The sequence below is a fragment of the Prosthecobacter dejongeii genome (assembly GCF_014203045.1).
In the GTDB taxonomy this organism is placed as follows: Bacteria; Verrucomicrobiota; Verrucomicrobiia; order Verrucomicrobiales; family Verrucomicrobiaceae; genus Prosthecobacter; species Prosthecobacter dejongeii.
Genome location: NZ_JACHIF010000007.1, coordinates 87,238 through 107,436 on the forward strand (window position 1 = coordinate 87,238; position 20,199 = coordinate 107,436).

Here is a 20,199-nt window from a genome sequence, read left to right on the forward strand (position 1 = left end):
TGGACAAATTCGTCATGATGCCTTAGGCTGGTGTCATGACGGCTGCCGTTGAGCACATCAAAAAGGAGATCCGCAGTCTCGGTCCTGATGAGATCGAGGCCCTCCTGCGCGATCTTCAAAATGAGTACGTTCTGCCTCCAGCCGATGATGAAGCCGCCTCCATCGAAGCCGAATGGGACGCCGAAATAGACCGCCGCATGCAGGATGTCATCCAAGGCCGTGTGGAACTGATTTCCGCAGAGGAATCAGACCACCGCATGGATGCCCTCTTTGCCAAACGCGGGTTTGAGCGTCACAGCGCATGACCGCTTGGAGGATCCATCCGGCAGCTGAACAAGAGTTGGAGAATGTGGTTGATCATTACCTCGGCGTTGATGCCAAGCTGGCCTATTCATTCGACGAACACTATCGCCATTACCGAAATTAAATCTGTCAGAATCCCTTCATGTTCAATGTCCGCAGGAAGGACGTCCGGCGCGTTAATTTGACACCACGATTTGGGGAATACTACATCGCTTACATGGTCTGGAATGAAAAGGTGGTTATTCTTGCTGTCGCCCACGCCAAACGCCGTCCCTACTATTGGCGAAATCGCATTGTTGAAGGAAAGGATTTGTTGTAATCCAAGCTCAATAAGAACTGATTTATTTCGGCTTTAGTAGGGCAGGAGGCTTTAACTGGCTACAAAGCCAGATGCCCGAGGGCGAGCAGGCCGTAGTAGGTGTACTCGGGGTCCAGGGTGTCGTCGGTCCAGTTGCCGTGGAAGCCGCCCTCGGCGCTCCAGAGGCTGTCCACAAAATCCAGACAAGGTTCGCGGACGCGTTCGATGGCGGCGTCATTACCGGAGAGCGCATGCAGGGCCACAGCGGTGGAGAGGAGATCCGGGATCGGTGCCCCAGGGATAGCCAGGAAGCCGCCGCCAGGGAGGCATTGCCTGACGAGCCACTCGACGCTGGCTATGGGCGCAGGCATTTGCAGATGCCGGTAAAGGGAAAGCATGGCCGAGGTGGCCGTGGTGGAACCGAGGCGAATGCCGGGCTCATTGGACCACGCGCCGTCGGGCGTCTCCAGGCTGTCCATGCACAGCGCGATGTTCATCGCATCTGGTGGCAGCAGGCCGAGATCCTGATAAGCACCCCAGGCGATGAGGCAGCCGTAGGCACTGCCATTCTTTCGGTTAGGGGCCTGGTGATAACCGCCATCCGGCGTGCGGTATTTTTCAATGCGCGCTGCCAGCGAAGTGCGTGCGGCTTCCGGTAAATCATCCATACCGATCGTGGCCCAGCAGCGGGCTAGGCAGCAGAGGTGCACGAAGTCATGCCCCTCGCCATCACCATGCTTGCCTAACCATGAGCGTGTCAATTCGATGGGCAGCTTTTCTTGGAGAGCCAGCACCCCTTCCAGGCCAAAAACGGTGTAATAGAGATCCGGCTTGCCATCGCGGTCCATCACACCGCCTTCAGGATGAAAGCGAGAGCGGAGAAACTGTGCGACGAGTTCCGTGGAATCCCCCAAGAGCTTTGGAGCCACACGAGCTACCTGGAGCATTTCTAGCCGGAAAGACATAAGTGTGTAATTATCCGGCAAAGGCCACGCTCGGCACACCCTGGGCACCTGGACGGCAGATGAAAAGGCGGCCTGCTGCTGCTTCTTTAAGGTCTCCCTTTACCCCGGTCGTGACATAAAGATCCCGCAGATCCGGTCCACCAAAAGCGCAAGCGGTGGTTTCCACGCAAGGGAAGTCCACTTGTTGTACAACCGCCTGGGTCTTGGGGTCAAAACACACGACTTTGCCACCGTGACAGAAGGCAATCCAAAGACGGTCCTCACTGTCAATCGTCATGCCGTCTGGGCTGCTGGAATCAGCACTGGTATCCCAGATGACACGCTCGTTGCTGATGGCAGAGGTGCTTCTATCGAAGTCAAACGCGCGGATCTTTTTGCTCGGTGTATCAATGTAAAACATGGTTGTACCGTCGCGGCTCCAGACGATGCCGTTGGAGTTTGTCACCGGGCCAAATTTCTTTTCCACCGTGAGGTCCGTGTGCAGGCAGTAAAGGGAGGCTTCCTGGCGCTTCTTCAGATTGATGGTGCCTGCCCAGAGACGGCCTTGTGGATCGCACTTGCCATCGTTGAAGCGGTTGTCGGCGAGTTCAGGTTCAGGGTCGGCAATCGGTGTGCTGATGCCTGTCTCTTCATCCAGGAAGAAGAAGCCTTGGTCGCCAGCCCACACAAGCCCGCCCTGCTCACGCGCCACCACGGTGCCGACACGCTGGCCCACATCCCAGATCTTTTCTTCACCTGTCACCGGATTGAAAGCGATGATCTTGTGCGTCTCGATGTCCACATAGAGCAGACGGTTCTTGTCCCACAGCGGGCCCTCGCCCCAGACAGATGTGTATGCGCCAACGATTTCAGGTATGATCATGGAGCCGAGGAGATAGCGAGGGGGCAGGGGAGGTCAAGGGAAGGTCAACGGGTCAACGGGTCAACGGGTCAACGGGTCAACGGGTCAAGGCGCGATTTGTGACCAGGGTTTTAAACTTCCTCTTTGACATTCTTGACTATTGACTGCCTTGCCCTGCTCCCACCTCACCTCAGATAGATGAACTCATTCGCCATCATGAGCGACTGGCAGAGCAATTCCCACACGCGGATTTGCCGCTGGTCATGGTCGTTGATGCTGGAGGCGAGCATTGCATCTGCTGCGGTGAGGAAGTCCTGGGCCTGGGCCAGATCTGTGAAGTTCATTTCACGCGCGTAAGCGAGACGGATGGCCTGGGCGAGGCGCTGTTCCACTGTGGGGCCTTCTTTCGTCACGCGCTGGGCCAAGGCACGAGCGCTTTGTTCCGCGATGGGGCTATTCATCATCAGCAGTGCCTGTGGCGACACGACGGTGCTGTTGCGCTGGCCTGTGGAAACGGTGGGATCTGGGTAGTCGAATTGCTGGAAAAGATCGTAGAGATTGTTGCGGATGATCGGTAAATATAAGGCGCGGCGCTTGCTGTCGTACTTCGTTGCATCCTTGGAGGTGTGGTTGAAGACGAACTGGCGATTTCGCAGCGGCACGGTCTTGCCGCCCATGCTCAGATCCAATTCACCCGACACGCTCAGCAGGGCATCGCGAATTTCTTCGGCCTGGAGACGGCGAATGGGAAAATGATGGAGAAGTCGGTTTTCAGGATCTACTTCCTGACTTGGCGCACTGGCTTGCTGATAAACAGCACTGGTTAGGATGAGGCGATGAAGGTCCTTCAAACTCCATCCATTCTGGGGCAACCATGTGGCGAGCCAATCGAGAAGTTCAGGATGGGTGGGGGCATCACCCAAGAGGCCAAAGTTGTCAGGCGTGCGGGCTAGGCCATGACCGAAGTGCCAGGTCCAGACTCGGTTCACAATGACTCGAGCTGTGAGCGGATGTTCAGGCTTAGCTAGCCACTGTGCCAGTTCCAGGCGACCACTTTTTTCTTTGGGAAAACTAGCCTTTGGCTCTAGGCTAGCCTGCATGACTTTAGGAAAGCCTCGTTCTATAGGTTTACCTAGCGTGAGGTGGCTCCCACGGATGTGAATAGGAACAGTGGTCTTGATTTTGGAGTCGTCCTTGACCCCAACCACCGTGGGAAGATCGGGCAGATTTTTCTCCACTTCTTCCACAGCGGTCATGACTGCTTCCACCTTGGCCTTGGCTTCCTGTGTGGGTGTTTTTTTTGCTGCAGCCACGGCCAGAGAAAGTTCCTTCTTTTTGTTAGCCAGGGCACGTTCGGCAGACTTCACGTACGCAAATTCGTCCAGGCCACCAATGGGGGTCTCGTGCCAATAAGAGATAGCTCCGTTCATCTCTTCAGTGAAGGAGCGGGTACTCTTGAAGATGGCCGCGAGGGCGTAGTAATCCTCGTGGGAGATGGGATCGAACTTGTGATCATGGCACCGCACACAGCCCAAGGTCATTCCAAGAAAAGCTCGCCCGGTGGTTTCGATCTGCTCATCCACCACGTCCATGATCAGCTTTTCCTTGTCAGCCTCGGCCAGAACTTTGGCCCCTAGATTGAGGAAGGCGGTGGCGGTGGCCTGTTCATGGCGATCTGCCAAGGTTTTAGCGGGCAGGAGATCTCCAGCAATCTGTTCGATCAGAAAGCGATCAAAGGGTTTGTCTGCGTTGAAGCTGCGCACCACATAGTCGCGGTAACGCCAGGCCGTGCCGAGGGCGATGTTTTCATCGAGGCCGTTAGAGTCGGCATAACGGGCCACATCCAGCCAGTGCCTTCCCCATTTTTCTCCGTAGTGCGGACTGGATAATAGACGATCTATGAGGGCGCGGATGGCTGTGTCACGATTTAGTGCCACGGCCTTTTTAAATTCGGTCACTTCGCCAGGTGTTGGCGGCAGACCGATGAGGTCGTAGCTCATGCGGCGGATCAGCGTCACGGCATCCGCTGGTGGTGAGAGATGTAGATTCTTCTCGGTGAGTTTTGCTTTGATGAAGGAGTCCACCGGATGACCCTGAATTGTAGCAGGGGTTATCTTGGCGATGGGGCGGAAAGCCCAGTGCAGGCGGCCTTTTTCCAAGTCGATCTTTCGGGGCCTCTGAGCCACCACCTGAGTTCGGGGATCTGGTGCACCGCGCTGCACCCATTCTTCCAGTACTTTGATTTCGGCTGACGGCAGCGCGCTCTTCGGCGGCATCTGCATATCACGATTTTTGTAACGGATGGCCTCGATGATCAGGCTTTTGTCCGGATGACCTGCGACTAGGCCTGGGCCATTGTCACCGCCTTGTAGCAGGGCCGCCTTTGAGTCCATGGCCAGACTGCCTTTGGTTTTGCCACTTTCTGTGGAGTGGCATTCATAGCAGCGTTCAATGAGAATGGGGCGGACTTTCTGTTCAAAAAAGTCCAGATCAGCGGCCGTCGGCTCATTGGCCGACAGCACTCCCAGAGGCAAACCTGCCAGGAGTGCCGCGAACAAGCGGGATGCAGAGGCGATGTAATGCATGAGGTGTCGTAAAAAGCTACGCACCCTTTCCCCCGCTTCTTGCGTGCCAGGACTTTAGCGGTCTTTCAGCCGGGTGAAGACTTTAGCATCGCCAAACAGCTTATCCCATGCCGGAGATTTCTCCAAAAGCGCCTTTTGAGTCGCGGCTGCGCTGGCAGTATGACCGCCTTCCGTGTTTAAAGGGCGGATGGATAATTGACCATCTCCAGTCTTTTCCACGAGCAGAAGCGTGTAATGAGGCGTGTCGTTTTTCGGCAAGCCATCTTCGAAGGTAGCCGCCAACCGTACCTGCCAGATGTCCTTACCACCGACCTTTAATGGCCTCACTTCAAAGTAGCTACTTCCTTTAGCGCCAACGGGATAGTTCAACATGAAGGCGTCCGCGCCGACCGGTGCTAATACCGCAAATTCGCGTCCTCGGGCATCCCCCGTTTCATCTTCAGTCATCCATACTCCAGCGACTTCAGGGTCCGTGGCAACGAACCCTCCCGTGAAAATGGGTTCTTTAAAAAGACATGAAGAAAGGCTGATGACAAGGGCTACAGCAGCGAGGGCATGGAGAATGTGTTTCATGGGAGAGGGAGCCCGAGCAGGGCCTGTTTGTGGAGACTCCGTTCGCCCCAAGAGTATTCAAAAGTTTCAGTTTTGAGCACAAACGGGCACGTGCATTTAGCAAGGTTTCTGAACCCATTTTTCATGCAGAATGCTTTGTTAGGGCCCCTAGCAACGAAGTCTTCCCTGGTAAACGGCACTTGGCACAGTGTTTGCCCTGAGTTGTTGCCTGTGGTGAATCACCACCCCCCTCAAAACTAACCTGAATACACTCATGAAACGCATCCTCTTCAGTCTTATCGCAGCTTCATCGCTTGTGTCCTGCGCGACCGGCCCCAATGCCCAAACGGGCACCGTGGTGGGCGCGCTCGGTGGCGCAGCCGCTGGTGGCATCATTGGCAATCAGAGCGGTCGTGGTCTAGAAGGTGCCGCTATCGGGGCTGGCCTGGGTGCCCTGGCTGGCAATGCGATCGGCAACTCTCAAGATCAGCGCAACTATGAGCGCGCCCGTTATTATCACAACGGTCGTTACTATCACAACCGTGGTTATCGCAACAGCCGCTACTACTATTATTGATCCTGACGAGCTAGAGAACACGGCCCTGCTCCACAACGGCGCGGGCTGCTTCGATTTCGTCATTGATCACCACAGTGGCCCCGAAACGCTTCAACCTTTCAACATCTGAAGCAAAGCGTGCTCTCGCGAGCACCGGAATATCTTTCCGGTGCTCGCGGATCAGGGACAAAGCCTCTAATGTTAAAGTGGCATCTGGGAATGTGAATGCGACCAATCGCGCATGGGCTAAACGAGTCAGCTCCCAAGTTTCCGCATGGGCAGCATCGGCAAAAAGTACGGCCTGACCTTGGCGTTTCAGTTGCCGTACCGTTTCTGCATTTAACTCAACCACCAATGTTTCTACACCCTCGTCGTGGAGAGATTTATTGAGTTGCTGGCCCACTGGACCAAAACCACAAATGATGGCGTGGTTGTGCATAATACTCATTTTTTGGCGCATGGGAGCGGACTCTGGCAGCGCAGGTTTCTTCTTCCCCCACCCCAGTTTTTCTAATTTTGCGCCCACGGGCCCACCAGCACGCATGAGGGCAGGTAGCAGCCCCATACTGAGGGCGGCACTGGCGATAAACGTCTGCTGTAGGCCTGCATCCCAAAGGCCTGCTCCACCCGCCTTTTGCAAAAGAACCAAAGAGAATTCACCTGCGCTGCATAAGCCAATGCCTGCCATGAGAGCCTGCCGATGTACGAGCCCAAGTTTGCGGGCGATAAGCGTGATGAGCCCAGCCTTAGCTACCATCATCATCACGGTCAAGGCCAATATAGGCTTCCAGTAAACGGCCGCGACGTGCAGATCAATCATGAGTCCAACCGACACGAAAAAGAGTGTCAAGAAGAGGTCTTTAATTGGCATGATGTCAGCCAGGATGCGGTGTTTAAAAATAGATTCACTGACGGCCAGCCCCGCCACAAATGCGCCCAATGCCAGACCGAGCTGTAACAGGCCGCCGATGAAGGCCAAGCCAATGCAGGAGCCAATAACACTGAGGGTGAAAAGCTCGCGGTTGCGGGTGCGAGTCACTGCGTTCAGCAGGGCCGGAATGACCCATCGTGCAGCTACACCCGCCAGCAGGACAAACAATCCACCACGCCCCAAAAGAGAAGCAACGCGCTGCCACACACTTTCTTCGGCGGATCCTTCATGAAGCAAAAGGGGAAGGATTAGAAAGAAGACGATGATGAAAAGGTCCTGAAAAATGGCTACTGCGAGTGCCATGCGCGCTCCTGTGCTGGATTCTAATCCTAGGTCTTGAAAGCTTTTGAGACTGACTGCCGTTGAGCTCATGGCAAGAGCAACGGCCAACAAAACGGAGCCCGTGATTGAGATCCCTCCTACCCATGCGGCCAATCCGCCTAGAGTGCCACAGAGTGCCATCTGCCAACCACCGCCTACAAAGGCAAGCCGTCGGACATAGCGCAGATCGCTGAGGGAAAACTCCATGCCGAGTGTGAACATCAGCAGCATGACACCGAACTCAGACATTTGGGCAATGCGTGCCTCGGATTCCCCACCGCCTAATAGATCCAGCACCCCGCTATTCGCCACAATGACCCCGCAGATGAAGTAGCCTGCTAAAAGAGATTGTTGCAGCCTCAAAAGCAACAGAGATACCACGACGACAGTCGTGAGCATGACTGCCAGAAGCGTAAAGAGTGGCGGCAGACCCTCGGCAGCAGCGAGCAGGGGAGACAGGCGGGGGAGCATACCCTTGTCATGGACAGGGCAAAGGCTCGGCTCAAGTAGGAATCTGTGCCTTGCAAATATTCCTGACCAAAAGCCTCTGTTTACTGAGTGGCGAACTTCGTCAGCAAACCGCGTTTGCGAGTGAGTTGGAGGATCCACAAGAAGAGTCCGCCTGCGGCCGAAAGGTAGATGATGTTCAGCACAAAAGCCTGGGTGAGCAGTGTGAGATTCATCGTGCCAGTCCGCATCACTTCGCGCATGCCTTCAAAGATATAAGTCGCTGGGAAGGCCCAAGCGATGGGCTGAGACCAGGATGGCATGTCAGAGACTGGGTAAAAGACGGCTACGGCTGGCTGGATAAAAAAGGGAACTGCCCAGGCTAGAGATTCAGCGGCCTGTCCCCAGCGCAGGATCAGCGCTGTGGAGATCATACCCAGGGACCAGCCAAAGAGCATCAAATTGAGGAAAAACGGCACCAGCCACCACTCCAGAACGAAGACGTTAAAGGAGTAACCAAACCAGGCGATCAGGCCCAGGACGACCCCCGTAACCATGATGCGCAGCACGCCCACAGCAAAGGTGGCACCCAGGTATTCGCTCGTGCGGACCGGGGCGACAAAGACGTTGAGCAGGTTGCGCGTCCAGACGTCTTCCAGGAAGGAAATGGCCACGCCTTGCTGAGCACGGAACATGATGTCCCAGAGGATCATCGCCCCCAGCAGGAAGAGGATGTAGTTGCCGAATTCGTGGGTGGTGTTGCGCTGCAAAAACAACGTCAGGTTTCCCCATACCAACAGGTCCACCACGGGCCAAAACACCATTTCCACCAGGCGGACCGGGTTTCTCGTGTAGAGAAAGATGTAGCGGAGCACTAAGGCCCAAATGACGCGCAAATTCATAATCCTGTTAATCTCGAAATCTTGTTAATCCTTGTCGTTAAAACAGCCTCGCTGACTCAGCCTCAGGCCTCAAGGTCTCCGCTGCGGGCAATTTTGATGAACACGTCCTCTAGGGAGTTTTCAGAGAACTTTTTCACGATCTGGTCCGGCGTCCCTTCCGCTACGATCTTGCCTTTGTGCAGGAATATCACGCGGTCGCAGACTTCCTCGATGTCCTTCATATTGTGGCTGGTGTAGAGGATGCCGATGTTACGCTCGCTCTGCACCCGGCGCACGACTTTGCGCACCTTGTCGGCGATGTCAGGGTCCAAGCTGGCGGTGGGCTCGTCCAGCATGAGGAGTTCCGGGTCATTAAGAAACGCTTTGCAAAGGTTTACTCGGGTGGATTCTCCGGCAGAAAGCTGGCCCGTCACTCGGTCACGCAGGTGAGCCACTTCCAGCAACTCTAACAATTCAGCGATCTTCTTTTTCGGCTTGGGCACCCCGTAAATCTGGGCAAAAACCGTCAGATTTTGCCATACTTTTAAGTTTCCTGGCAGGCTCACGTAAGCAGAGGAAAAGTTGGTTTTTTTCAGGATCTCGATGCGATGGGCCTCCAGTGTTTTGCCAAAGGCAAAAAGGTCACCGGACGTCGGTAGGGTGAGACCCAGCATGCAATTCATGGCGGTGGTCTTGCCCGCACCATTGGCACCTAGAAGTCCCAGGATTTCCCCCCGACGTAGCTTGAAGGAAAAACGATCCAGCGCCTTCACTCCTTCAAATTCTCGGGTGAGTTCACGGGCTTCCAAAATGACTTCGCGCGAGTCGGTGTCTGACATGGGGTGCCCAGATTCGCTGGAAAGTCCAGAAAAGCAAGGAGCAGCCCGATCCTAGATTTCTTCATCAAAAACTTACATGTTGAGTGTGTTACACGGATTTGACGACCGATTTGATTGGAGTCGAATCTCAAATTCAGATACGGATAATCTTTATCTCATGTTCAGTCACTCCCGCGAAGTCGTCACTTATTTGTCTCAAAAGCGTCTTCGTGTCAGACTGGCAGGCGCAGCCTATGCGCTGGTGGCACTGCCTTACTTGGTTTGGCGCTTTACTGTGTTTAATGAAAACGCGCTGGTAATGTCGTGGATCTTCTATCTGGCGGAGTTTTATGGGATTGTTCTTGGCCTTACCCTCATTTACAGCGCTTGGCAGCAGCGGGAGAGAGTGATTCCGAAAATAACACGCCCCTTCACTGTAGATGTGATGGTGCCTGTATACACCGAGCCTGCGGAAATGATTGATCTCACCGTGCTTGGGGCAAAAGAGATCGCTTATCCTCATGAAACTTGGTTACTCGATGACGGGCGGCGGCCCGAGATAGAAGCCATCGCCAAAAAGTATGGCGTGCATTATGTGACACGGGCGGATAACCGAGGTGCAAAAGCGGGCAATCTAAACAACGCCATGAAACTCAGCCGAGGGGAGGTGATTGCTGTTTTTGATTCTGACCACATTGCCCAGAGGGAGGCCTTGGAAAAACTATTGCCATTTTTGGAAGATGAAAAGGTGGGATTGGTCCAGGCACCTCAATGTTACTACAATGAAGATTCCTTCCTCTACCGAGAGAATTATGTGGGCGGCGGACGGTGGCATGAACAGGCTTTTTTCATGGATGTGATGCAGCGGAGTCATGATACGTATGACGCATGCACGGGTATCGGCACGGGCGTTTTGTATCGGCGATCTGCATTGGATCTGATCGGCGGTTTTCCTGAGCAGACCATTACAGAGGATATTCACACCTCGTTATTGATGCACAAAAATGGCCTGAAAACCGCCTATGTAAACGAGCCTGTGGCCTGGGGAGTGGCAGCATCGGATGTCTCTGAATTTAGCAAGACACGACGCCGTTGGGCCCATGGAAACCTGCATGTTTTCTTTGTGGAGAATATCCTTTTCTGCCGTGGGCTGCCATGGCGAAAGCGGTTGGCCTATTTGATGATGGGCCTGCATATGCAGGAGGGCTGGCAGCAACTCGCCTTTCTGCTGCTACCAGCTTACAGCATGATTTTTTATGTCACTCCTTTTGATCCTTCGCTTTTCAATACATTGATCATCATGGGGCTGCCTCCCCTGATGGTTTTGCTTTTGATGGTCACGGGGGCTGGTTACCTGCCTTTTCTGCCCACGCAGATTTTCACCACTGGAAAGCTTTTTCCCCAGCTCATCGCCACTCGCGGACTGGTGGGTAAAAGTTTAGGCTGGCAGGTTTCACTGAAAAACGTGTTAGGCCGCGTGTCTTTCAGCATGCTAGCTCCACATTTTGTCATCCTCACGATCGGCAGTTTGGCCTTGGTGTATGCCCTGCTGCGAGTCACGGGGTGGATACCCATGCTCACACCTCCTGTGGGGGGACAGATTATTTTGAGTTTTGCCTGCTTCTGGGTGGTGTTTAATCTTTGGCGCTCATGGCGCTGGATTCGTGACACGATCGGGCTCACGTTGAGGACGCATCGGGAGTATCAATTCGAAGCAAAGCTGCCTGTCCTTGATGAGGACAATCATTGGTTAGGTGTCACCGAACGGCTAAGCACCACTGAAGCTGAAGTGACATGGATTAAAGAGGGGGCGCAATGTGTGGGGCAGCGGTTGCGTCTGGTCTCACCAGGTTATGTCATCGCGGTCACTGTTCATAAGGCGCATTCCGGAGGAGGGATGACCTTTGAGTGCGAGGATGAAGACGGGCTTGATCGTCTTCGACGAGGTTTATATTCGGTGGACTGGCACCGGAAACTCCGCTTGGCGCAGTGGGCCTCTGAGGCATATCGCCAGGGGCTCGGAGGACTTTGGCAGGCTGTCCTGTTGTGCCATGGTGTGGAAAGGGTGTGGGCCATGCTCTTGCCTGGTCGAGAGCCCCAAAGTGCCACATTACTGGTGACAACCCTCTTGCAAATGGGACAAGAAATCGAGATTCAAGTTCTTAATAGTGGAGAAATCAATACGCAACGCTGGACGATCCGAGAGGAGATCCGACCGGAATTTCTCATGCCTCGGGGCTTGAACGATCAGAACTTTGCCTTTTTAAAGATTGACCGATAAAGAATTTGCTGATCTTCTGGTAAAGACACAGTTGTCATTCACTCTATGAAAAAAATCACCACAATCCTTGCTGCTCTCTCGATGGCATTGGCTGCGAATGCTGGAGAGGCACCACCTCCAGCGAAGAACTCCCAGCCTGTTACGCCGGCGCTGGATCCACATGGCAATGTCATCTTCGCCGGTTTGGACGTGCGTGAGTACTCTTGGTATACCCATCTGGGTTACATGTATGCCTTGAATGGAGATCTTGGCACTAGCGGCCTGTTCCTCCGTGCTTTCTCAGGTCTGGGCGAATACGAATATGACCAGCGCGCTCTAGCCAATTCTGAAGTTCAGGGTCGCATTTTCGATGCCGATCTTAGCCTAGGCTACCGTTACTTGACGGGCAATTTTGTCATCGGTGGCTTCGCAGGCCTGCATGTGCACGACCTCAACCTGTTTGATCGCGACCCGACCAATGACGGTGGCGGCACGGATGTGGGGGCTCGTTTCGGTCTGGATGTAACTGGCACCACCGGTCCTATCTATTGGAGTGCTATCGGTCAGTATTCCACGGTGGAGCAGGCTATTTGGTCACGTGCTCGCGTGGGTTATACCTTCGGCAAAGTCGTCATCGGTCCTGAAGTCGTTTATCTTGAAGATGACCGCTTTGACGAATATCGTCTGGGTGGTTTCGTGAAGGTGCAGATCCTGGCAAACATGAGCATCACGGGTGCTGCTGGTGTGGCCAACTATGATGGTAATTTCGGTGATGACCAGTCCTTCTATGGTTCTCTGGGCCTTGTCTTCACCTTCTGATCTTAGCTTCTTCTGAGGATTTGTTAATCGAGCCGATGGCGATTGCGCCATCGGCTTTTTTTGTGTTCGCTAAGTGAGACAATTGTTCTTCGCTTTCTGGTAAGGTTTCGGAAAAAATAAAATGTGTGTCCAAACAACCGGCCTGCCAGCCTTTTGAAATTTCAACCATGAAGAAACTGCTCTGTCTCGCCCTTTTCCTTACTGCCAGCCTTCACGCCGCCAACGAATCTCAGGTGCTTATTTATGGGGCTACCCCTGGCGGATTCTGTGCTGCCATCGCCGCTGCGCGTGAAGGGGCCTCCGTGATCCTACTGGAACCGACGGACCACGTGGGCGGCGTGAATACTGGGGGGCTGAGTTTCAGCGATTCCAACCAGACCGTGCGCAGCACCGTTATGGGTCTCTTTGATGAATGGCATAGCCGCATTGAAAAAGACTATCAGCAGCGCGGTGTCACGCTGCCTTACAAGGTAAGCGAAAAGGACAACAAAGTGTGGACGTACGAACCCAGCGTGGCCATGCGCATCACCCAGCAGATGCTCGATGAGGCCAAGGTGAGGGTGTTAACTAAACAGGTATTGAAAAGGGTGATCAAAGACGGTCCTCGCATCACACTGCTGCAAACTTCAGAAGGGGAATACAAGGCCCGCGTTTTCATTGATGCGACGTATGAAGGGGATCTGCTGGCCGCAGCAGGAGTTAGTTGGACCATTGGCCGAGAAGGCCGCAAGGAATACGGGGAATCCCTAGCTGGAAAGCAGTACCCTAAAAGCACCATGCCGATCTCAGGGTTTGATGCCGCAGGCAAACCGCTGCCCCTTATCACCACTACCGATGCTGGGCCTCAGGAAGAGGGAGACAAGAACGTCATGGTGTACAGCTTTCGCCTTTGCCTGACCAAGGACCCTACCAACCGGGTGCCTTTCCCGAAACCGGCCAATTATGACCCGGCCCGCTTTGAGGCCGTGCGCCGCTATTACGCTGCTGAAAAGCGCCCGCATCTGCTCTGGGATCTCTATGCCCTGCCTAACCAGAAGTTTGATGCAAATAACGGCATAGGTAAACAATTCTCCATGGGGCTCGTGGGTGCCTGCAATGGCTGGAGCGAGGCCGACCAAGCCGGACGCGAATTAAGCTGGGAAGCTCACAAGCAGTACACGCTGGAGCTTTATCAGTTTCTCACCACCGATCCTGCCGTGCCGGAGCACCTGCGTGTGCAGCTCAGCGAATACGGCCTGTGCAAGGATGAGTTCGAAGCCTATGGCCACTGGTCTCCGCAGCTTTATGTGCGGGAAGGCCGCCGCATGAAGGGGCTGTATGTCGTCAACCAGAAGGACATCCTGGACCAGCCGGAAAAGGAAGATCCCGTGGTCGTCTCTTCCTTTCCCATTGATTCCCATGACTGCCAGCGCGTGGCCTTGAAGGATGGCGGTGTGGTCAACGAAGGTACCATTTATCCGGTGCGTATGACTGGCCGTAAGCATGGTTATGCCTACCATATTCCTTATCGAAGCCTCCTACCCAAAGGCGAGGAGTGCGACAACCTGCTGGTACCAGTCGCGCTTTCCTGCACCCATGTGGGCATCTCCTCCATCCGTGTAGAACCCACGTGGATGATCCTGGGACAGAGTTCGGGCATTGCAGCAGCGCTTTCTGCCAAGCAAGACGTCGCCGTACAGGACCTGCCTTACCCGGCCCTCAAGGAGCGCTTACTTGCACAAAAACAAGTACTGGATTTGCCTGTGCTGGCTCCTCTACCGCCGCTGCCCATGACTCCGATGAATGTGGACCCCTCGACCTTGAAAGGGATCATCTTAGACGATGCCAATGCCGAACTAAAGGGTGCGTGGAGCCACTCCACGGGATTTAAGCCGCATGTGGGCCGCGGCTATCAGCATGATGAGCAGAGGGGCGATGGCCAGGCTTCCGCTCTTTTCCGTTTTGAAGTACCTGAAACGGGCAAATACGATCTGCGCATGGCCTACTCGGCCCATGAAACGCGAGCTAAAAAAGTGCCGGTGGAAGTCGTGAACGAAGGCCTCAGCGTGAAACTCACTGCAGATCAGACCTTGCCGCTGCCTCAGGGCGAGGTTTTCCGCAGCTTGGGAACGGTGGAGCTTTCCAAAGGGGAAACCACCCTCCAGATCCGCAACCAGGGCACAGAAGGTTTTGTGATCTTGGATGCCCTGCAGTTGCTGAAGGTGGACTAACCACAAGGCGATCATGAAAAACCCGCATTGTCGCCACCCCGGTTAGGGCGGAACAATGCGGGCTCAAAAACAGTCTATAAAAGGCTGTCGGTCAGATGCTAGTAACGGCCACCGCCGCCGCCACCACCATAACCACCTTTGCCGCCACGGCTGCCGCCGCCGGAATAGGCTGGACGATCTTCTTTCGGGCGAGCTTCATTGATGGTCAGAGAGCGACCACCAAAGTCTTTGCCATTCAGAGCCGTGATGGCTTCATTCATGGCCATTGCGGAGTCCATGGTCACAAATGCAAAACCACGCGGGCGACCGGTGGCATGATCCATCGGCAGGTGCATATCGGTCACGGTGCCGTAATCATTGAAGAGAGCGCGGAGTTCAGACTCCATGGCTGTGAAGGGCAGGTTGCCCACATACATTTTGGTATTCATAACGTTAACTTGATGCCGTTCTTCCTTGCGGGACATCAACCAAGCTCCGTTATCGGATTTCAGAACATCACCGAATCCAAAGAATCACCTGATGAACAACTTAGCTTAGCCTTCACCAGGGTAACTTGCACGGCTCCATTCGTCCTGAATGCTGCAATAGCAAACGATAGTTAGGATAGTTTCAGCGCTCCAACTTGACGAGGGCTCTCTCTCAGAGCAGGCGTTAAGGGTGCGCACATTGCTTCCTTCCCACCGTCCTGCCCTCATTCTTGCCCCTATGCAGGACGTGACAGATTTGCCGTTCATGCGGCTGATCGCGCGCTACGGTGGCCCTGATCTCTATGTTACGGAATACTTCCGTGTTACGCCGGATTCCAAGCTGGATGCCACCATCTTGAAGTCCATTACCCAAAATGATACGGGGATTCCTGTGATTGCACAGATGATTGGCCAAGACATTCCAGCCTTGATCCGTACCGCTAAAGCTTTGGAACAATACCCGATTGCAGGGATAGATCTGAACCTAGGATGCCCAGCGCCAGTCGTTTGCCGCAAAGATGCTGGCGGTGGGCTTTTACGCCAACCAGAACGTGTAAACGAGATCCTCAAAGTCTTACGCGAGACCATCCAGGGCCGTTTCACGGTGAAATGCCGGGTGGGTTTTACTGACAAAGCCGAGTTTCCGCGCTTGTTGGAGGTCTTCCAAAATCACGCCATAGATGGCCTCACCGTCCACGGTCGCACGGTGAAAGATGCCTACAAAACGGCAGTTCACCCTGAGTGTGTGGCTTTGGCGGTCCAGACGATGCCCTGTCCCGTGATTGCGAATGGCAATGTGGTGGATGTTCCCACGGGTGTGGCCTACCTCCGCCATACTCAGGCCGCAGGTCTAATGCTGGGGCGTGGTGCCATCCGGCATCCCTGGCTTTTTGACCATCTCAGAGCTCATTGGGAGGGGCGGGAAGTCACTCCGCGCACGGGACGTGACATGATGGATTACATCCAAAATCTCTATGATATGACGGCCGCGTTTCACCCGCACTATGAGACGAACTCACATGTGCAAAAGATGAAACGTTACATGGTTTATATCACCACGGGCATTGCGGACGGGCAGTTTGAATACCGTATCCGCCGTGTCAGCACAGAGCCGGAGTTTTTTGCTGCCTGCCATGAATATCTGGACAACGACTTGCCACTACCCGTGCGACCTCCTGAGACTTCGAGTGTTTTTTGTGGCTTTGCAGAGCTGAAATGAGGCGGCTCATTTGGCTAAGGAAGCTTCAGGGATAGTTGAAGTCGGTGGGTTTCGCAGATTCTCCTTTGCGCCATTGCGTCTTTGCATGACTCATAAGCGTCTTTAGATCAATCATGCCTTCGCTCGACTATCCGCCCCCCCTCCAGCGTCTCATCGCGCAGATCCGGACTCTGCCGGGACTAGGGCCTCGTAGTGCTGAGCGCCTAGTGCTTTGGCTCATGCAGGATGGGGGGCGTATTGAACCCCTGGTGGACTGTCTTCAGGATGTCGGGCAGCGTGTGGAAGCCTGTGAACAATGCGGCTTTTTCATTGAGCGTGACGAAGCGTGTGTGCTCTGCCATAGCCCGAAGCGAAACCCGCGTCTTATTTGTGTGGTGGAGCAGGCGGTGGATGTGTTGCGGCTAGAGCGTTCAGGTGCCTTCATGGGGCATTACCATGTGTTAGGGGGAAAGCTCTCACCTCTGGACAATGTGACTCCAGACGACTTGCGCATCGAACCGCTGATTCATCGGGTAAAAACGCATCCCGTGGAGGAAGTGATTTTGGCCGTGGGCAGTGATGTCGAAGGGGAGGCTACGGCCAGTTATCTCAGTGATCTCTTGCGCATGGAGGGGCTCACCGTTTCGCGTCTCGCGCAGGGAATGCCTGCGGGTGGTGGACTGGATCATGTGGATGAGCTGACGCTTTATCAAGCTTTGCAAGGGCGACGGCAGATTTAAGGGGAGCCGTCTGAAGTTCCTTCTCAAAGAGATTTGTCAGGGCTGTGATTTTCACTACCTTAAAGACATCCATGAAGATGGTTCACACACCCCAGGGAGAAGTCTGGCTGCATGAGCCGCCGGTGGAGATGCTGAGGGCCATCCGCGCTTTCCTGCCCTTTGGTGCGGTGCGTTATGCCAACACTCAGAATGGTGCCGATTATGGCCTCGTCATGCAGTGCGGTGAGCGTGAGGTTTACGGGGTGAAACAGCAGCCGGTGGATTGCGATGAAGCGCAGAGCCGGGTGTCCTTTAAAGCACACTCTCTGCTCATTGCCCACAGTTTGGCAGGTTATCGCACGTTCGGTTTCTCCGGCCTATTCATACCATGCCCCTATCTCCGCACCAAGGAGAGCGGGCGGCATGAGTCCGGCATTGCCTACTTTGGCTACCCCTCATCACGCGGTCATGAGTCGCAGGAATACCCTTATGAACCCGCCTTTGATGGCAATTTCGGTCACGGTTTCACCACACTGATGAAGTCCTTCATCCGAACCTTGCAGCAGAGTTCTCATGACATGGGCATCACCCTAGGCCGCCCGATCGGGCTAGACATCCGTTCCCGTTTGCAGATGGGTTCCGTAGGCTTTGGGTTCATGATTTTGGGGCAGCACATCATCTGCCTGAAAACGGCGATCTCTGAGCAGGATCCCGTGTGGACAGTGCTGCGCAGCACGGGAATCAGTGACGTCTATCACCTGCCTAGCCAGCCTATTGCTATCCGTGAAGAGGACCTTCACTTGGCTAAGCCTCAGGCGAGTTAGTCAGAGCAGACTCAGGGGGCCTTAGTCGGCACCGCAAACCTGGAATCGTCCCATTGGAAGGGTTTCTTTTGGCCTAACAAGAGATCGTAAATTGCGTAATTGGTTTTCATCATCTCTTCCAGCATGTCCTTCCACGGGCGGTCCGCGACACTGATGAGACCGGTATTGTAGCTTTCACCGTTGTATTTGCTAAACCACCGCCCTGTGGTGGCCTGATCCACGAGAGTGAACCATTCAATACCGACGACAAAACCCAGCACAGCGCTTTGTTCAACGTAATTGCGATAAGCGAGGCCACGCTCACGCTGACTGCTGACTTCACGGCCGCCGATGAGGCCGCTGTCTTTGGGCGATGACCAGAAGAACTCACTCAGCATCATCGGTCTGCCTCCACTCCATTCGTGGATGCGGCTGAGTTCCGCCTTATCCACGCCATAGGTGTAGTAGTTGTAGGAGACGACATCCACATGCCGTCCCATGATGCGGCAGAGCGTCTCATCTTGAATGGTGATGGGCTGCAGGCGGCTGCCGAGAAGCAAGTGATTGCGGTCATGCCGGCGGTAAAGCCGCTCGATTTGGGCAAAGTAGGTCTCCAGGAATTCGGCCATAAAGGCACGCACATCCGCCTTGGCTTGATCGGTGCTGACGGCGAGCCCGGCATCCAACAAGGACTCAAAACTGGCAGCTTGGGATTGCCAGGCTTGGTTGTAAGCATCGATCGTGGCATGCTTCTTTTTCAGAAAGGCCACCAACTCTCTTTTGCATGCATGTTTGCCCGTGAGGGAAGGAATAACGCGGGGAAGTTCATCATAACGTGGTTCATTGACAATGAAGTAGCCAATGAGCAGAGGATCCTGCGCATGGGCCGGCAGTTCGCGCGCAAGATTTTCGGCGATCTTGGCCTCGGTGGCAGGTTCATAGGGATCCCAGACCTCATGTGCACCTGGTATGCGTGGCAGGCCTTCCCATTCATTGATAGGCAAATGCGCTACATAAGGGAAGCTCGCCTTTTCACAGGCGGTAGGCGGTTTTGGGCTGAAAGCGCCTATAGAGTTGAAGCCCCACTGCCGAACACGTGGGATCATGCGTGCGGCGTGTGTATCCAGGTCGTAAGGAGCACCGAATTTCTTGATCGTGTTCGCTAGGTAAAAGGAAAAATGGGCATGGTCATCCCCGGGTCTAAAGGCGGATGTAAACTCGCTTTGGGGTGAAGGCAGCCATTCATAAATGCTCTCACGACCCTTGATGTAGGTGTAGTCATCATTCGGCGCAAAACCGCAGATGCCGAGATGGAAAAAGGCCTGACCCTCTGGATCTACCAGCCAGGTTTTGCCGCCTTTCGCCTCCACATGAAAGAAGCCCGTGGCCTTCAGGCTCAGCTTTTCACCGCTTCCTGGCAGGCCGCCAAATTTGTCCGTCGCTGGTGGTTTCAACCCGGTATAGTAAGCTTCATCTGCGGCCACATCCGCCTTTAGATCGGATTCGTTCAACAGTTTGTTAGGAAAAGCGTCTTTGATGGATTGGCCGAAGGCATCCACCAATTTGGCCGAAGCGGCGAGTTCCGTGGTGATCTTGAAGGTGGCCGTGGGGCTATCCGGTAAATAAGGCACGAGGCACATCCAGTGGTAAACGGCCCAGTTCCACTCACGGTTGTCTGTGAGCTGTTGGAAGGCAAAGTCAGGCGTGGTGATGTCCAGGCTTTGGCCCTGGGCATTTTTGACCTGGAAGGTCGTGCTCCCCAGGCTGGCAATCTGAGGAGTTTTGGGTTTCTCAGCAGGGAACGTGCCTGCTGTTTCGCCCACCTTCCAAGTGCCACCTTTGGCGAAACCAATGTCGATCAAGGTGGTGACCTTCCAAGAAGCCACGTCTGCGGGGATCTGGCTGAAAGTGAGGGTGATCTCGTCCTTCGCCACCGTCATTGTGCATTGCGCTCCCCCTTCATATTGTACTGTGGCAGTGCCACCGCTGGCACTGGCTTGCGTTTGTTTATGCACAGGCTGGCTGCTGGCATTGACGAATTCCGGATACGTTAGTACGAAGTTCCCCAGGCTGCCCGCCACCACTTCAATGCCAGCGGGTGTGGTCTTCAGTTCGGCTGCCAAGCTGGGCAGTGTGGTAGCAATCAGGAACAATGTAAGCAGGTGGCGAAGCAGCATGATAGGCAGTCATTGATGCGGGAGGCCGTTTTGCCAAGCATTCTCGCA

General features: G+C 54.5%; 18 protein-coding genes. 8 read left to right on the forward strand and 10 right to left on the reverse strand.

The window, feature by feature from the left end:
* Positions 1-35 precede the first annotated feature (35 nt).
* Positions 36-305 carry an addiction module protein gene (locus HNQ64_RS16110; RefSeq protein WP_184210450.1) on the forward strand — a complete coding sequence of 90 codons (270 nt, stop codon included), beginning with the start codon at positions 36-38 and terminating at the stop codon, positions 303-305.
* A 376-nt stretch (positions 306-681) separates the two neighbouring features.
* Here the strand turns inward: HNQ64_RS16110 and HNQ64_RS16115 are convergent, their stop codons facing one another.
* The 4 genes from HNQ64_RS16115 to HNQ64_RS16130 all read right to left on the reverse strand — a co-directional run bounded on the left by HNQ64_RS16115 (position 682) and on the right by HNQ64_RS16130 (position 5,565).
* Entirely contained in the window at positions 682-1,566 is an 885-nt protein-coding gene (locus HNQ64_RS16115; RefSeq protein ID WP_184210452.1) for a prenyltransferase/squalene oxidase repeat-containing protein, read from the reverse strand.
* A gap of 10 nt (positions 1,567-1,576) precedes the next feature.
* Entirely contained in the window at positions 1,577-2,428 is an 852-nt protein-coding gene (locus tag HNQ64_RS16120) for an SMP-30/gluconolactonase/LRE family protein (protein WP_184210454.1), read from the reverse strand.
* A 164-nt stretch (positions 2,429-2,592) separates the two neighbouring features.
* Positions 2,593-4,992 carry a PSD1 and planctomycete cytochrome C domain-containing protein gene (locus HNQ64_RS16125; RefSeq protein WP_184210456.1) on the reverse strand — a complete coding sequence of 800 codons (2,400 nt, stop codon included), beginning with the start codon at positions 4,990-4,992 and terminating at the stop codon, positions 2,593-2,595.
* Positions 4,993-5,046: 54 nt separating this feature from the next.
* Complete coding sequence (locus HNQ64_RS16130; protein WP_184210458.1) at positions 5,047-5,565, reverse strand: hypothetical protein; 519 nt, start codon at positions 5,563-5,565, stop codon at positions 5,047-5,049.
* Positions 5,566-5,818: 253 nt separating this feature from the next.
* Here HNQ64_RS16130 and HNQ64_RS16135 point away from each other — a divergent pair, with 253 nt between their 5' ends.
* Positions 5,819-6,121: a glycine zipper domain-containing protein gene (locus HNQ64_RS16135; protein ID WP_184210460.1), complete on the forward strand. Its 303-nt coding sequence runs from the start codon at positions 5,819-5,821 to the stop codon at positions 6,119-6,121.
* 10 nt (positions 6,122-6,131) lie between these two features.
* On the opposite strand, the gene HNQ64_RS16140 is transcribed toward HNQ64_RS16135, so the two are convergent.
* From HNQ64_RS16140 to HNQ64_RS16150, 3 genes are all read right to left on the reverse strand, one after another.
* The gene (locus HNQ64_RS16140) at positions 6,132-7,823 is read right to left on the reverse strand and encodes a cation:proton antiporter domain-containing protein (RefSeq protein ID WP_184210461.1); all 1,692 of its coding nucleotides are present in this window, start codon (positions 7,821-7,823) and stop codon (positions 6,132-6,134) included.
* 80 nt (positions 7,824-7,903) lie between these two features.
* Entirely contained in the window at positions 7,904-8,701 is a 798-nt protein-coding gene (locus tag HNQ64_RS16145; protein ID WP_184210463.1) for an ABC transporter permease, read from the reverse strand.
* 62 nt (positions 8,702-8,763) lie between these two features.
* Positions 8,764-9,519: an ABC transporter ATP-binding protein gene (locus HNQ64_RS16150; RefSeq protein ID WP_184210465.1), complete on the reverse strand. Its 756-nt coding sequence runs from the start codon at positions 9,517-9,519 to the stop codon at positions 8,764-8,766.
* Positions 9,520-9,676: 157 nt separating this feature from the next.
* On the opposite strand from HNQ64_RS16150, the gene HNQ64_RS16155 reads away from it, so the two are divergent.
* Complete coding sequence (locus HNQ64_RS16155) at positions 9,677-11,779, forward strand: glycosyltransferase family 2 protein (protein WP_184210466.1); 2,103 nt, start codon at positions 9,677-9,679, stop codon at positions 11,777-11,779.
* A 45-nt stretch (positions 11,780-11,824) separates the two neighbouring features.
* Entirely contained in the window at positions 11,825-12,577 is a 753-nt protein-coding gene (gene bcsS / locus HNQ64_RS16160; protein WP_184210468.1) for a cellulose biosynthesis protein BcsS, read from the forward strand.
* On the opposite strand, the gene HNQ64_RS16165 is transcribed toward bcsS, so the two are convergent.
* Positions 12,567-12,746, reverse strand: a complete 180-nt coding sequence (locus HNQ64_RS16165) for a hypothetical protein (protein WP_184210471.1) — start codon at positions 12,744-12,746, stop codon at positions 12,567-12,569. The genes bcsS and HNQ64_RS16165 overlap by 11 nt on opposite strands.
* On the opposite strand from HNQ64_RS16165, the gene HNQ64_RS16170 reads away from it, so the two are divergent.
* Positions 12,745-14,787: an FAD-dependent oxidoreductase gene (locus HNQ64_RS16170; protein WP_184210473.1), complete on the forward strand. Its 2,043-nt coding sequence runs from the start codon at positions 12,745-12,747 to the stop codon at positions 14,785-14,787. The genes HNQ64_RS16165 and HNQ64_RS16170 overlap by 2 nt on opposite strands.
* Positions 14,788-14,885: 98 nt before the next feature.
* Here HNQ64_RS16170 and HNQ64_RS16175 read toward each other — a convergent pair whose 3' ends face one another.
* Entirely contained in the window at positions 14,886-15,215 is a 330-nt protein-coding gene (locus HNQ64_RS16175; RefSeq protein WP_184210475.1) for an RNA recognition motif domain-containing protein, read from the reverse strand.
* A 277-nt stretch (positions 15,216-15,492) separates the two neighbouring features.
* On the opposite strand from HNQ64_RS16175, the gene HNQ64_RS16180 reads away from it, so the two are divergent.
* From HNQ64_RS16180 to HNQ64_RS16190, 3 genes are all read left to right on the forward strand, one after another.
* Positions 15,493-16,473, forward strand: a complete 981-nt coding sequence (locus tag HNQ64_RS16180) for a tRNA dihydrouridine synthase (RefSeq protein ID WP_184210477.1) — start codon at positions 15,493-15,495, stop codon at positions 16,471-16,473.
* Positions 16,474-16,586: 113 nt separating this feature from the next.
* Positions 16,587-17,192 (forward strand): recombination mediator RecR, encoded by a 606-nt coding sequence (gene recR, locus HNQ64_RS16185; protein WP_184210478.1) that lies wholly within the window; start codon positions 16,587-16,589, stop codon positions 17,190-17,192.
* Positions 17,193-17,269: 77 nt separating this feature from the next.
* On the forward strand, positions 17,270-17,995 hold the full coding sequence (locus HNQ64_RS16190; protein WP_184210480.1) for a hypothetical protein: 726 nt from the start codon (positions 17,270-17,272) through the stop codon (positions 17,993-17,995).
* A gap of 11 nt (positions 17,996-18,006) precedes the next feature.
* On the opposite strand, the gene HNQ64_RS16195 is transcribed toward HNQ64_RS16190, so the two are convergent.
* Positions 18,007-20,151, reverse strand: a complete 2,145-nt coding sequence (locus tag HNQ64_RS16195) for a hypothetical protein (protein WP_184210482.1) — start codon at positions 20,149-20,151, stop codon at positions 18,007-18,009.
* Positions 20,152-20,199 lie beyond the last annotated feature (48 nt).